The sequence below is a fragment of the Streptomyces sp. SID5910 genome (assembly GCF_009862125.1).
Classification (GTDB): domain Bacteria; phylum Actinomycetota; class Actinomycetes; order Streptomycetales; family Streptomycetaceae; genus Streptomyces.
The window spans coordinates 1-13,178 of sequence record NZ_WWHX01000317.1; the positions used below are offsets into that span (position 1 = coordinate 1).

The following is a 13,178-nucleotide window of genomic DNA, read 5'->3' on the forward strand; positions in this document are numbered from 1 at the left end:
ATGGCCTGGCGGATCCACCAGGTGGCGTACGTGGAGAACTTGTAGCCGCGGGCGTAGTCGAACTTCTCGACGGCCCGGATCAGGCCCAGGTTGCCCTCCTGGACCAGGTCGAGCATGGTCAGCCCGCGTCCCACGTACCGCTTGGCCACCGACACCACGAGCCGCAGGTTGGCCTCGATGAGGCGGCGCTTGGCGAGGCGGCCGAGGACGACGAGCCGGTCGAGGTCGAGGGCGAGGCGGCTGTCCAGGTCGGGGGTGAGGCGCAGCTTCTCCTCGGCGAACAGCCCGGCCTCCACGCGCCGCGCGAGATCGACCTCCTCGGCCGCGGACAGCAGCGGGATCCGGCCGATCTCGCGCAGATACTGGCGGAACAGGTCGGAGGAGGGCCCGCCGGTCTCGGTACGGGTGGGCGGCGGCGGCTCCACGGGCTCGTCGGCGGGCTCCTCGGCGGCGTCGGCGGGCGCGGGCTCCTGGGCGTGCACGGCGCGGTGCTGCGCGGGCATGGCGAGGAGAGCGCCGGTGTCCGCGTCCGGCTCCGCGCCGTCGGTATGCGCGTCGGTCTGGGTGAGGGTCTGGGTCTGCACGGGGGCGACCTCCAGGATGGACGCCGCCGACGGGGGCGGCAGCGGTACTTCAGGGGCGGAGTCGGCGCGCTCGCCGCTGTCCGTCCCGTTCGTGTTGAACGCGGCCAGGGGGTCGTGGGAACCGTCACTGACGGATCGGCCGCGCTCCGAGGACAGGGGCCTGTCCGACCATCTCCGTCGTCCGCCCGGAGGGCGGGCCCCGCGGGGTCCGGTGCGTGCGCTCGCAAGGCGCCGGAGTGCCCTCGTGGCGGAGCCACTTGGGCGCTTCGGCAACGCGGCGAGCGCGCGTGCCGGGCCCCGCGGGGCAGACGGAGATGGTCGGACGGGCCCCGGGGCACCGACCTCAGTGTGGGGTACGACACATCGCTGCCACGAGGGGCGTGCGGTGACTTTTTGCGTCCGGTCCGTGACCGGCTGGTGATCGGCGGCCGGCGCTACAGCGCGGCGGCGCCGTGTTGGCGCAGGGTCTGGTCGTACTGCTGGAGGACCCACAGCTCGTTCTGCACGGCGGCGTACTGCGCCGGGTCCCCGTGGCCGGAGACGCGGGCCAGCTGGCCGTTGACGTCGCGGATGCGCCGTTCGACGGCGCGGCGCCGGACCCGGACCAGCACCTCTCCCGCGTACATCTCGTCGACGACGCGGCGCATGATCGCCTCGACGGCGAGTTCGGTGACCATGGCGCGGACGGTGTCGTCGGGGGCGGCCTCGCGGACGCGGACCAGGTAGTCCTGCGGGTCCTGGACGCCGAACTCGGCGCCGCCCGCCTCCAGGATCGCCTGGCGTACGGCCGCGTAGGGCGGGGCGGTGAACTCGTCCACGCCGTACGCGTCGAAGGCCGGGGAGACCAGCTCGGGGCGCTGGAGGGCGAGCTTGAGCAGCTCGCGCTCGGTGGCGAAGACGGGGTTGCGCAGGTTCAGCGCGGGCCCGCGGGGCACCGCCTGGGCGGACGGCGCCGCGTACTGCTGCGGGCCGTCGCCGCCGCGCCCGGGCCGGTCGGGGGCGGGGCCCTTGCCGCCGCGGTCGCGGGCCCAGCGGGCGAGCTGGGCGACGCGCTTGACGACGAACTGGGTGTCGAGGATGCCGAGCATGCCGGCGAGCTGCACGGCGACCTCGTGCTGGGCGCCGCTGTTCTTGATGCGGGCGACGACGGGGGCGGCCTCGTCCAGGGCCGCCGCACGCCCGCCCGGGGTGTCCAGGTCGTAGCGGGCGACGATCTGGCGCAGCGCGAACTCGAACAGCGGGGTGCGCGGCTCGACCAGGTCGGCCACCGCGTCGTCGCCCTTGGCGAGGCGCAGGTCGCAGGGGTCCATGCCGTCGGGCGCGATGGCGATGTACGTCTCGGCGGCGAACTTCTGGTCGTCCTCGAAGGCGCGCAGGGCCGCCTTCTGGCCGGCCGCGTCGCCGTCGAAGGTGAAGATCACACGGGCCGAGCCGTTGTCCATCAGCAGGCGCCGCAGGATCTTGATGTGGTCGCCGCCGAAGGCCGTGCCGCAGGTCGCGATGGCGGTCGTCACACCGGCGAGGTGGCAGGCCATGACGTCGGTGTAGCCCTCGACGACCACGGCCCGGGACACCTTCGCGATGTCCTTCTTCGCGAGGTCGATGCCGTAGAGGACCTGGGACTTCTTGTAGATCGCGGTGTCGGGGGTGTTCAGGTACTTCGGGCCGTTGTCGGCCTCGTAGAGCTTGCGGGCGCCGAAGCCGACGACGTCGCCGCCGATGTCGCGGATGGGCCACATCAGCCGGCCGCGGAAGCGGTCGATGGGGCCGCGCCGGCCCTCCTGGGCGAGCCCGGACAGCAGCAGTTCCTTGTCGCTGAAGCCCTTGCCGCGCAGGAAGCGGGTGAGGTGGTCCCAGCCCTGGGGGCTGTAGCCGACGCCGAAGTGCTGGGCGGCGGACTGGTCGAAGCCGCGCTCGGCGAGGAAGGAGCGGCCCGTGTCCGCCTCGGGGCTGGTGGCGAGCTGCTCCGCGTACCACTGGGCGGCGATCTTGTGGGCCTCGACCAGGCGGATGCGCTCCCCGCGCTGGTGGGAGGGGTTGTAGCCGCCCTCCTCGTAGCGCAGGGTGATGCCGGCCTGTCCGGCCAGGCGCTCGACCGCCTCGGAGAAGGTGAGGTGGTCGATCTTCATCACGAACGTGATGGTGTCGCCGCCCTCCTGGCAGCCGAAGCAGTGGAAGAGTCCCTTGCTCGGGCTGACCTGGAAGGACGGTGACTTCTCGTCGTGGAACGGGCACAGCCCCTTCAGGTTGCCGCCGCCCGCGTTGCGCAGCTGGAGGTACTCCGAGACGACGGCGTCGATCGGGACCGCGTCCCGTACCGCCTTCACGTCCTCGTCGTTGATCCGTCCTGCCACGCGTGAATTCTACGGGGGGGCGGCGGGTGCTCAGGGGACGAGGCTCTCCAGCGGGACGTGCGGGTCCGCCAGCGCCTCCGTGTCCACCGGGGCCTTCGAGCGGATCAGCGCCTGGACGGGCTCCGTGACGTCCCACACGTTCACGTTCATCCCGGCGAGGACGCGGCCCTCCTTCACCCAGAAGGCGACGAACTCGCGCTTCGCCGCGTCCCCGCGGATCACCACCTGGTCGTACGAGCCCGCCGGCGCCCAGCCGGAGTACTCCATGCCGAGGTCGTACTGGTCGGAGAAGAAGTAGGGCACGCGGTCGTAGACGACGTCCTTGCCGAGCATCGCGCGGGCCGCGGCGGGGCCGCCGTTGAGGGCGTTGGCCCAGTGCTCCACGCGCAGCCGGGTGTCGAAGAGGCCGTGCGGGAAGGAGGCGACGTCGCCGGCCGCGTGGATGTCGGGGTCGGAGGTGCGCAGCCGTTCGTCGACGAGGATGCCGCCGCCGTGCGCGCGGTCGGCGATCTCCAGACCGGCGGCCTGCGCGAGGGAGGTGCGGGGAGCGGCGCCGATCGCGGCGAGCACGTCGTGCGCGGGGTGCTCCTCGCCGTCGTCGGTGCGGGCGGCGAGCACCATGCCGTCCTGGCCGACGATCTCGGTGAGCTGCACGCCGAAGTGGAAGCGGACGCCGTGCGCCTCGTGCAGCTCGGTGAAGACGGAGCCCAGCTCGGGGCCGAGGACGCCGTGCAGCGGGGTGGGGGCCGGCTCGACGACGGTGACCTCCGCGCCGTACTCGCGGGCCGCCGCCGCGACCTCCAGGCCGATCCAGCCGGCGCCGGCGATCACGAGATGGCCGTTGTCCCGGCCGAGGGAGGCGAGGACGCCCTTGAGCCGCTCGGCGTGGGCCATGCGGCGCAGGTGGTGGACGCCCGCGAGACCGGTGCCGGGCACGTCGAGGCGGCGGGGCTCGGCGCCGGTGGCGAGGAGCAGCTTGTCGTACCGGGCGGAGGTGCCGTCGTCGCCGTAGTGGACGGTCTTCGCGGCACGGTCGACGGCGACGACGGTCTGGCCGAGGTGCAGCTCGATGTCGTGCTGCGCGTACCAGGCGGGCTCGTGCACGAAGACGCCGTCGCGCTCCTCCTTGCCGAGCAGATAGCCCTTGGACAGCGGCGGGCGCTCGTACGGGTGGTCGCGCTCGTCGCAGATGAGGATCACCCGGCCGGTGAACCCCTCCGTGCGGAGTGTCTCGGCCGCCTTGGCGCCGGCCAGGCCTCCTCCGACGATGACGAATGTCTGATCCGCGTCGACCACTTGTTGCCTCCTCGTCAGGGTGCCGCCACATGCGAGCGTCCCGCACACGGCCTGGCGCGGGAAGGGGGAGTGACCCGATCAGGCCATCGTCAGTCTCCCGGATGCCCCGTCAGACGGGCGTGAAGCGAGCGGGCCGAGGCGTCCGTGAGGGAGGCGATCTGGTCGACGATCACCCGTTTGCGGGCCTTGTCGTCGCCCGCCCGGTCGAACAGGGCGCGGAACTGGGGGTCGAGTCCGTCGGGGGCGCGGGCGGTGAGCGCCTCGGCCAGCCCGGCGACGACGATGCGCTGGTCGGCGCGGAGCCGCTCCTGCTCGGCGCGCTGCATGACGTACCGGTCGGCGACCGCCTTGAGGACGGCGCACTCCAGGCGGGTCTCGCGGGGGACGACCAGTTCGGCGGTGTACCGGGTGAGGCGGCCGTCCCCGTACGCGGCCCGGGTGGCGGCCTCGGCGGCGAGGCAGAAGCGGCCGATGAGCTGGCTGGTGGCGTCCTTCAGACGGGCCTGGGCGACGGCCGAGCCGTCGTAGCCGTGTGGCCACCAGTCCTGGGCGAGGAGGCGGTCGAGGGCGGCGGCCAGTTCGGCGTGGTCGGTGCCGGCGGGCACGTAGCGGCCGGCGGCGACGTCGAAGACGGCCTCGCGCTCGGGGTCGGCGAGCAGGCAGTTCGGGTCGATGTGACCGGCGTGCAGGCCGTCCTCGACGTCGTGCACGGAGTACGCCACGTCGTCGGCCCAGTCCATGACCTGCGCCTCGAAGCAGGTGCGGCCGGCGGGGGCGCCCTCGCGCAGCCAGGCGAAGACGGGGCGGTCGTCGTCGTACACGCCGAACTTGGGCGACGCCGGGTCGGTGGGGTGGGCGCCGCGGGGCCAGGGGTACTTGGTGGCGGCGTCGAGGGTGGCGCGGGTGAGGTTGAGGCCGACGGAGCCCTCGTCGGTGAAGCGCTTGGGCTCGATGCGGGTGAGGAGCCTGAGGGACTGGGCGTTCCCCTCGAAGCCGCCGCAGTCCTCGGCGAACTCGTTGAGCGCGGCCTCGCCGTTGTGGCCGAAGGGCGGGTGGCCGAGGTCGTGGGAGAGGCAGGCGGCCTCCACGAGGTCGGGGTCGCAGCCGAGGGCGGCGCCGAGTTCGCGGCCGACCTGGGCGCATTCCAGGGAGTGCGTGAGGCGGGTGCGGGGGCTGGCGTCCCACATCGGGTTTCCCTCGCCGGGCGTGACGACCTGGGTCTTGCCGGCGAGGCGGCGTAGGGCGGAGGAGTGCAGGACCCTGGCGCGGTCGCGCTGGAAGGCGGTGCGCCCGGGGCGTTTGTCGGGCTCGGGGGCCCAGCGGGCCACTGACGTGGGGTCGTATGGGGTGGGGGGTGCGGTGCCTTCCATGTCATGAACAGTAAGGGGGAGGTGTGACAGTTGGGGGCCTACGCGTCTGCCTGGTGCGGTTATCGGGCGAGTGCGGGTGGTGTTGTGGCTGGTCGCGCAGTTCCCCGCGCCCCTTCGGGCGCGGTCCCACCGCCGCCGACAAGTGCTTCGTCGTAGCGGTGGAGGAGGAGGTGGGCCATGGCTGGGTGGGTTGCTAGCGGGGACGAGGCGATCCAAGGGGCGTGGGCTCTGCACTCCGTGGCGAAGCGGCCCGGGGCTGTGAAGTTTGCGGCGATGGCGATGTGGCGGTAGCCCTGGGTGGTCAGGGTGTGGATCGCGTCCGGGATGGTCGGGGTCGCCGCCGAGGCGTAGGCGGGGAGGACCGGGACGCCTAGGCGGGTCGCGAGGAGGGCTGCCGTGCGGGTCGTGTCCGCGCGGGAGGCCGGGGCGCGCGAGCCCGCGGAGGCGAGGACGACGGCGGCGTCCCGGGGGGCGTGGAGGGGCCAGCCGGCTTCCAGGAGGTTGTCGTGCAGGGCGTCCACGAGCAGGGGGTGCGGGCCGAGCGGGGCGGCCACGCGGGTGCGGGCCGGGGAGGCCGCCGCCATGTCGGGGATGTCCCGTGCGACGTGGTGGCCGTGGCTGAGGAGGAGGGGGACGAGGACGGCGTCGCCGTCGCCGAGCGCGGCCAGCGTGTCTGGGAGCATGGGGGCGTTGAGCTCGATGTGCCCGAGGTGCACCGGCAGGGCGGGGCGCAGGGCGCGGACCCGGTCGAGGAGGGCCCGTACGGTGCTCAGGGCGCGCGGGTCGCGGCTGCCGTGGGCGACGACGACCAGGGCGGGGGTGCCGCCGGGGTGCGCCGTGCTCGTCCTGCCGCCCGTCAGTGTCGTTGCCGTCATGCACCGAGAGTGGCGGCAGGACGTTGCCTCCCCGTTGCGCGCCGGTGACGGGCGTTTTCCGGTGGCTCACGGGTCGGGCCGCGGGGGCGTGAGAAGCGGTTCCGCGTGAGAAGCGGCCGCCCCATGGCGCGCATACCGCAGTATGCTTGCCCCATGGCGGATACGACGCGCATCACGGTGACGCTCCCGACCGAGCAGGTCGCCGAGCTGAAGAAGCTCACGGACAACGTCTCCGGCTATGTCGCCGAGGCGGTGGCGCGTCAGCTGCGGCATGAGTTGCTCGGCGCCGATCTCCGCCGCCATCAGGAGGAGCACGGGGCCTTCACCGAGGAGGAGCTGGCCGAGGCCCGCTCCCGGATCTTCGGAACCGCGGAAGCCGACGGATCGTCGAGCGCCGCGTGAACGGGCGCGTGGAGACCCTCGTCCTGGACTCCGAGGGGCTCTCCGCCTGGATCGCGCAGGACCGCAAGATCCTCGCGATGTTCCAGGTGTTCCATGCCCTGGGCGCCGATGTCGTCGTCGGAGCCAACACCATCGTGGAAGTCAGCCACGCTCGGACGAACCTGCCCCGGCTGCGGTGGGCGCTGTCCCGGGTCAGGGTCGAGCCGGTGACCGAGGCAGCGGCGAAGGCGTCCGCGGAGCTGCTCAGGACCGCGGGTCTGCACGGGCACAAGTACGCGATCGACGCCACGGTCGCCGAGATGGCACTGCGCCAGCCGGGGCCGGTGGCCATGCTCACCTCCGACGTCGACGACATGTCCCGTCTGTGCGGTGACCGTGTCCGGCTCGTCGGCATCTGAGCGGTGAGGGCCGGGCGCGCCCGGCCCTCACCGTGCTCACAGCGCACCGGCCGCTCCGTGTGAGGGCGCGGCGAACCGGGCGGCGTGTCCGTACGTCCCTGGGGGCAGGAGACGAACGGGGAGGGGACCGACCGATGGGCCGCTGGAGACCTGGCAGACCGCGCCTTCCGCGCACCCGCGCGGGGCAGCGACGGCTGATCCAGGCGGTGATGGCCGGGTGCGTGCTGGCACTGCTGCCGGCGACCTGGATGTACGCGGTGACCGGCGACAGGCTGCGCACCACCGCCGACGTGCCGCGCACCGAGGTCGCCGTCGTGTTCGGTGCCGGGCTGTGGGACGGCGAGCCGTCGCCGTATCTCGCGCATCGGCTGGACGCGGCGGCCGGGCTGTACCGCGCGGGGCGGATCGAGGTGGTGCTCGTGACCGGGGACAACAGCCGGGAGGAGTACGACGAGCCGGACGCCATGCGCGCCTACCTCGTGCGGCACGGGGTGCCCGACGGGCGGATCGTCAGCGACTACGCGGGCTTCGACACCTGGGACTCCTGCGTCCGCGCGAAGAAGATCTTCGGCGTCGACCGGGCCGTGCTGATCAGCCAGGGCTTCCACATCCGGCGGGCGGTGGCGCTGTGCCAGGAGGCGGGGGTGGCGTCGTACGGCGTCGGGGTGGACGCGAAGCACGACGCGACCTGGTACTACGGGGGCGCGCGGGAGGTCTTCGCGGCGGGCAAGGCGGCGCTGGACGCGGTGTTCGAGCCGGATCCGCGGTTCCTCGGGCCGAGGGAGCCCGGGGTGGCGAGGGCGCTGGCCGGCGGGCGGTGACGCGCCCCCTCCCCACCGCACCTCACCGCGGCCGCAGGGCGGTGGGGAGGTCGCCGTCCCCGGCGCGTAACCCCCGGTCGCCCGGGGGCGTAACACGGGCGCCGCACGCTGGGCGGCATGCAGAGCACCTCGACGCCCACGCACTGCCCGTACTGCGCGCTTCAGTGCGGGATGAATCTGACGCCCGCCGCCGACGGGAGCGTCGAGGTGACCGAGCGCACCGGCTTCCCGGTGAACCGGGGCGCGCTGTGCGGCAAGGGCCGTACGGCGCCGGCGCTGCTCGCGGCGGGGCGCCGGCTGACCTCGCCGCTGGTCCGCGGCGGTGACGGCGCGCTGGTGCCGGCCTCGTGGGACGAGGCGCTGGACCGGATCGCCGGGAGGCTGGCGGGCACGCGGGACGAGTACGGCGCGGACGCGCTCGGGGTGTTCGGCGGGGGCGGGCTGACCAACGAGAAGGCGTACGCGCTGGGCAAGTTCGCCCGGGTGGTGCTGGGGACCTCGCAGATCGACTACAACGGGCGGTTCTGCATGTCGTCGGCGGCGGCGGCCGGCACGAGGGCGTTCGGGCTCGACCGGGGGCTGCCGTTCCCGCTGGAGGACATCCCGAGGACCGGCTGCGTGATCCTCGTCGGGTCGAACCCGGCGGAGACGATGCCGCCGTTCGTGCGGTACCTGACCGAACTGCGGGACAACGGCGGCACGCTGGTCGTCGTGGACCCGCGCCGCACGCGGACCGCCGAGCTGGCCGACCTGCACCTGGCGCCGAGGCCGGGCACCGACCTGGCGCTCGCGCTGGGCATGCTGCACCTGGTCGTCGCCGAGGGCCGCGTCGACGAGCGGTACGTCGAGGAGCGCACGGCGGGCTGGGAGGACGCGCGGGCGGCGGCGATGGCGCACTGGCCGGAGTACGTGGAGCGGATCACGGGGGTGTCCGTTCCCGAACTACGGGAGGCGGTACGGCTGTTCTGCGCGCCGGAGGCGGCGATGGTGCTCACCGCGCGCGGGCCCGAGCAGCAGGCCAAGGGCACGGACACGGTGGGCGCCTGGATCAACCTGTGCCTGGCGACCGGGCGGGCCGGGCGGCCCCTGTCGGGGTACGGCTGCCTGACCGGGCAGGGCAACGGGCAGGGCGGGCGCGAACACGGGCAGAAGGCCGACCAGTTGCCGGGCTACCGCAAGCTGACCGACCCGGCCGCGCGGCGGCACGTCGCCGAGGTGTGGGGCGTGGACCCCGACGCGCTGCCGGGGCCGGGGCGCAGCGCGTACGAGCTGCTGGACGCGCTGGGCACGGACATCAGGTCGCTGCTGGTGATGGGCTCCAACCCGGTGGTGTCGGCGCCCCGCGCGGCGCACGTCGAGGGGCGGCTGCGGTCGCTGGACTTCCTGGCCGTGTGCGACGTGGTGCTCTCGGAGACGGCGGCGCTGGCGGACGTCGTCCTGCCGGTGACGCAGTGGGCGGAGGAGACGGGCACCACGACCAGCCTGGAGGGCCGGGTGCTGCTGCGGCGGCGCGCGCTCACGCCGCCGGACGGGGTGCGCAGCGACCTGGAGGTGCTGCACGGGCTGGCCCGGCGGCTCGGGGCGGACAGGGGTTCGGAGAAGGGTTTGGAGAAGGGGCTGGAGGCGGGCTTCCCGACCGATCCCGAGGAGGTCTTCGAGGAGCTGCGCCGGGCCAGCGCGGGCGGGCCCGCGGACTACTCGGGGATCGGCTACCGGCGGCTCGCCGAGGAGAACGGTGTGTTCTGGCCGTGCCCGGCGACCGCGCCGGACGCGGAGCCCCACCCGGGCAGCCCCCGCCTCTTCCTGGACCGCTTCGCCACCGAGGACGGCCGGGCCCGCTTCGTCCCCGTCGCGCACCGGCCGAGCGCGGAGGAGCCCGACGACGCGTACCCGGTGCTGCTGACCACGGGGCGGGTGGTGGCGCAGTACCAGTCCGGCGCGCAGACCCGGCGCGTGGACGAGCTGAACGCCGCCGCGCCGGGCCCCTTCGTGGAGCTTCACCCGAGGCTCGCGGCGCGGCTGGGGGCGGCCGAGGGCGATCCGGTGGCCGTCGTCTCCCGGCGGGGCCGGGCGGTGGCACCGGCCCGCATCACCACCGGCATCCGTCCGGACACGGTGTTCATGCCCTTCCACTGGCCCGGCGAGGGCCGCGCCAACACCCTGACCAACCCGGCCCTTGACCCGACCTCGCGGATGCCGGAGTTCAAGGTGTGCGCGGTGCGGGTGGAGCCGGCGACGCCCTAGCGCCCGCCGGTCACAAGCCCCCCCCGTCACCGGGCCCACCAGTCCCCGCTCCCGATCACCACGCCGCGTGCCCGCAGCCGGGCGGCGACGGGCGGGGCGGCGACGTAGACCCAGGCGCGCACGGGCGTCCCGCCGGCATCCCGGACGACGTCCCTGGCCACGCGGTCGTACAGGTTGCGCGGGTCGCCCGGCGCGTACTCCTCCAGCCGGTCGAGGGCGGCCAGCAGGTCGTCGTACGCCTCCGGCAGGGGGGTGACGAGGTCGCCCCGCACCGTGCCGTGCGGGCCCTCGACGGCGTAGGGGTAGCCGGGGCCGGGATACAGCGCGGCGCCGGTGAGGCGGGCCGGCTCCTCGGCGCGGGTGCGGCCGGCGAGGAAGCGGGCGTGGTTGGGGCCGCCGGGGCGGAGCGTCCCGTAGACGAAGAACGGCAGGTGCTCGGCATCCACGAGGGTCATTCTCTCCCCTCACGATCTCCACGCGAGCGCTATGGACATGACATACGGCGGGCTCTTGAATCCGAGTCAGCACCAGCGTCCCCACGCGCACCGCGCCTGTTCCGAGGAGATCGATGAGCCGAATACGGCACGTCAGAGGTTCCCGCCCCACCACGGTCGGCATCGCCGCCACCGCCGTCTCCCTCCTGGTCGCCGCCCTCGCCCCCACCGCGGGCGCGGCCGACGGGCCGACCCCCGCCGCCGCCCTCGACAACGCCGCGGCGGCCCTCGCGGACCACGCCGCGGACCTGGGCCTGACCGGCGCCCAGGACACGAAGGTCCGTGACGTCATCGTCGACGCGGACGGCACCCAGCACGTCCGCTACGACCGCACCTACCGCGAACTCCCCGTGCTGGGCGGCGACTTCGTCGTCCACCTGACCCCCGGCGGCGACTTCGAGGGCGCCGACCGCGCGACGCGGGCGTCCGTCGCCCTGCCCACCGTCACCCCGGAGCTGTCGGCGCCCAAGGCCGCCGACCTGGCCGCGAACGCGCTGCGCGCCGCCAACCCGGGCGAGCTGCTGAAGCGGCTCACCGCCAAGCCCGAGCTGGTCGTCGACGCCCTGCACGGCGCCCCGAAGCTGGCCTGGCGCACGAACGCGGCGGCGCTGGACTCCCTGGGCAACCCGGTCGCGCGCACGGTGCTGACCGACGCGCGCACGGGCACCCGCATCGACGCCTGGGACACCATCGAGTCGGCGTCGGGCGACGGCAGGTCGCTGTACGGCGGCACGGTGCCGCTGGAGACTACGGGCTCGGGGTCGGCGTACCAGCTCAAGGACGCGACGCGCGGCGGCACGTACACGGGCGACGCGGCGAACAAGACCGACCTGTGCATCCTCACCATCTGCCTCAGCCGGGCGCCCTCGACGGTGTTCACGGACGCCGACAACCACTGGGGCACGGGCACGGACGCCGACCGGGCCTCGGCCGCGGTGGACGCGCAGTACGGCACCGACGTGACCTGGGACTACTACCGGAACGTCCACGGCCGGACCGGCATCGCGGGCGACGGCAAGGGCTCCTACAACCGGGTCCACTACGGCACCCGCTACAACAACGCCTTCTGGGACGACACCTGCTTCTGCATGACGTACGGCGACGGTGACGGCACGACCTTCGGGCCGCTGGTGTCGCTGGACGTCGCCGGGCACGAGATGTCGCACGGCGTGACGTCCTCGACGGCGGCGCTGGCGTACTCGGGCGAGTCCGGCGGCCTGAACGAGGCCACGTCCGACATCTTCGGCACGCTGGTGGAGTGGTACGCGGGCAACTCCGCCGACGCCGGGGACTATCTGATCGGCGAGAAGGTCGTCCGCTCCGGCTTCGGGCGCACCGCGCTGCGCTACCTGGACCGGCCGAGCCGGGACGGCGCCTCGGCGGACTGCTGGAGCACCTCGGTCGGCGATCTCGACGTGCACTACTCGTCCGGTGTCGCGAACCACTTCGCGTACCTGCTGGCCGAGGGCAGCGGCGCGCGGACCGTGGGCGGGGTCGCCTACGACTCCCCCACCTGCGACGGCTCCACGGTGACCGGCATCGGCCGGGACAAGCTGGGCGCCATCTGGTACCGGGCGCTGACGGTCCACATGACCTCGTCCACGGACTACGCGGGTGCGCGCGCCGCCACCCTGAGCGCGGCCGGGGACCTGTACGGCACCGGCAGCAAGGAGTACGCCGCGGTGGGTGCGGCGTGGAGCGCGGTGAACGTGGGCTGAGCCCCCACAGGTCCCCGTCGGCGGCGGCCGGCACCCTTCCCGGAGGGTGCCGGCCGCCGCTCACGCGTCGTACGGGCGCTTCTCCCTCGCCTCCCGCAACGCCTGCCCCCACCACACCAGTTGGTCCAGCAGCGTCTTGGCCGCCGCGTCCGGGCCCGACGGGTCCAGGAGCGTGCCCGCGTCGTCGAAGGCCGTGCCCGCGTTGTGGAAGGAGACCGTGTCGCGGACGGTGACCGCGTGCAGTTCGGCGAAGACCTGGCGCAGGTGTTCCACGGCGCGCAGGCCGCCGGAGACGCCCCCGTAGGAGACGAGGCCCACGGGCTTGGCCCGCCACTCGCCGTAGTGCCAGTCGACGAGGTTCTTCAGACCCGCCGGGAACGAGTGGTTGTACTCGGGGGTGAGGACGACGAACGCGTCGGCGCCCGCCAGTTTCGGTGTGACGTCCGCGAGCGCGGCGGCGGCCTCCGGGGTCCTGGCGAAGTCCATGGGCAGGGCGGTCCCGGCGACGTCCACGACCTCGGGGACCAGGTCGTCGCGGTCGCGGAGGTGGGCGAGCAGCCAGTCGGCGACGACCGGGCCGAAGCGGCCGTGGCGGTTGCTGCCGACGATCAGGGTCACGTGC

12 protein-coding genes are annotated in these 13,178 nt (G+C 74.0%); 5 read left to right on the top strand and 7 right to left on the bottom strand.

Going from position 1 to position 13,178, the window contains the following annotated elements; genetic code table 11:
- The 5 genes from GTW67_RS10760 to GTW67_RS10780 all read right to left on the bottom strand — a co-directional run.
- Positions 1–740, bottom strand: a 740-nt coding sequence (locus tag GTW67_RS10760; RefSeq protein ID WP_161164584.1) for a sigma-70 family RNA polymerase sigma factor, incomplete at its 3' end; no start/stop codon positions are given.
- 278 nt (positions 741–1,018) lie between these two features.
- Positions 1,019–2,938, bottom strand: a complete 1,920-nt coding sequence (gene dnaG / locus GTW67_RS10765; RefSeq protein ID WP_161164573.1) for a DNA primase — start codon at positions 2,936–2,938, stop codon at positions 1,019–1,021.
- A gap of 30 nt (positions 2,939–2,968) precedes the next feature.
- Positions 2,969–4,234 (bottom strand): FAD-dependent oxidoreductase, encoded by a 1,266-nt coding sequence (locus tag GTW67_RS10770; protein WP_161164574.1) that lies wholly within the window; start codon positions 4,232–4,234, stop codon positions 2,969–2,971.
- 89 nt (positions 4,235–4,323) lie between these two features.
- Positions 4,324–5,604, bottom strand: a complete 1,281-nt coding sequence (locus GTW67_RS10775; protein WP_161164575.1) for a deoxyguanosinetriphosphate triphosphohydrolase — start codon at positions 5,602–5,604, stop codon at positions 4,324–4,326.
- A gap of 59 nt (positions 5,605–5,663) precedes the next feature.
- Entirely contained in the window at positions 5,664–6,479 is an 816-nt protein-coding gene (locus GTW67_RS10780; protein ID WP_161164576.1) for a sirohydrochlorin chelatase, read from the bottom strand.
- A gap of 153 nt (positions 6,480–6,632) precedes the next feature.
- On the opposite strand from GTW67_RS10780, the gene GTW67_RS10785 reads away from it, so the two are divergent.
- From GTW67_RS10785 to GTW67_RS10800, 4 genes are all read left to right on the top strand, one after another.
- Positions 6,633–6,881, top strand: a complete 249-nt coding sequence (locus GTW67_RS10785) for a hypothetical protein (RefSeq protein WP_161164577.1) — start codon at positions 6,633–6,635, stop codon at positions 6,879–6,881.
- Positions 6,878–7,279, top strand: coding sequence for a DNA-binding protein (locus GTW67_RS10790; RefSeq protein ID WP_161164578.1), 402 nt, complete (start codon positions 6,878–6,880; stop codon positions 7,277–7,279). Before GTW67_RS10785 ends, GTW67_RS10790 begins: the two co-directional genes overlap by 4 nt.
- A gap of 134 nt (positions 7,280–7,413) precedes the next feature.
- On the top strand, positions 7,414–8,100 hold the full coding sequence (locus tag GTW67_RS10795; protein ID WP_161164579.1) for a SanA/YdcF family protein: 687 nt from the start codon (positions 7,414–7,416) through the stop codon (positions 8,098–8,100).
- A gap of 117 nt (positions 8,101–8,217) precedes the next feature.
- The gene (locus GTW67_RS10800) at positions 8,218–10,344 is read left to right on the top strand and encodes a molybdopterin oxidoreductase family protein (RefSeq protein WP_161164580.1); all 2,127 of its coding nucleotides are present in this window, start codon (positions 8,218–8,220) and stop codon (positions 10,342–10,344) included.
- Positions 10,345–10,370: 26 nt separating this feature from the next.
- Here the strand turns inward: GTW67_RS10800 and GTW67_RS10805 are convergent, their stop codons facing one another.
- On the bottom strand, positions 10,371–10,799 hold the full coding sequence (locus GTW67_RS10805; RefSeq protein WP_161164581.1) for a gamma-glutamylcyclotransferase family protein: 429 nt from the start codon (positions 10,797–10,799) through the stop codon (positions 10,371–10,373).
- 113 nt (positions 10,800–10,912) lie between these two features.
- Here GTW67_RS10805 and GTW67_RS10810 point away from each other — a divergent pair, with 113 nt between their 5' ends.
- Positions 10,913–12,556 carry a M4 family metallopeptidase gene (locus GTW67_RS10810; RefSeq protein ID WP_161164582.1) on the top strand — a complete coding sequence of 548 codons (1,644 nt, stop codon included), beginning with the start codon at positions 10,913–10,915 and terminating at the stop codon, positions 12,554–12,556.
- 60 nt (positions 12,557–12,616) lie between these two features.
- Here GTW67_RS10810 and GTW67_RS10815 read toward each other — a convergent pair whose 3' ends face one another.
- On the bottom strand, positions 12,617–13,174 hold the full coding sequence (locus GTW67_RS10815; RefSeq protein ID WP_346010619.1) for an NADPH-dependent FMN reductase: 558 nt from the start codon (positions 13,172–13,174) through the stop codon (positions 12,617–12,619).
- Positions 13,175–13,178 lie beyond the last annotated feature (4 nt).

What these genes read in the sequence shown, in the direction of transcription:
- GTW67_RS10775 (WP_161164575.1), bottom strand. Translation starts at nt 5,604, where the DNA reads ATGGAAGGCACCGCACCCCCCACCCCATACGACCCCACGTCAGTGGCC.
- GTW67_RS10780 (WP_161164576.1), bottom strand. Translation starts at nt 6,479, where the DNA reads ATGACGGCAACGACACTGACGGGCGGCAGGACGAGCACGGCGCACCCC.
- GTW67_RS10785 (WP_161164577.1), top strand. Translation starts at nt 6,633, where the DNA reads ATGGCGGATACGACGCGCATCACGGTGACGCTCCCGACCGAGCAGGTC.
- GTW67_RS10795 (WP_161164579.1), top strand. Translation starts at nt 7,414, where the DNA reads ATGGGCCGCTGGAGACCTGGCAGACCGCGCCTTCCGCGCACCCGCGCG.
- GTW67_RS10800 (WP_161164580.1), top strand. Translation starts at nt 8,218, where the DNA reads ATGCAGAGCACCTCGACGCCCACGCACTGCCCGTACTGCGCGCTTCAG.
- GTW67_RS10805 (WP_161164581.1), bottom strand. Translation starts at nt 10,799, where the DNA reads ATGACCCTCGTGGATGCCGAGCACCTGCCGTTCTTCGTCTACGGGACG.
- GTW67_RS10810 (WP_161164582.1), top strand. Translation starts at nt 10,913, where the DNA reads ATGAGCCGAATACGGCACGTCAGAGGTTCCCGCCCCACCACGGTCGGC.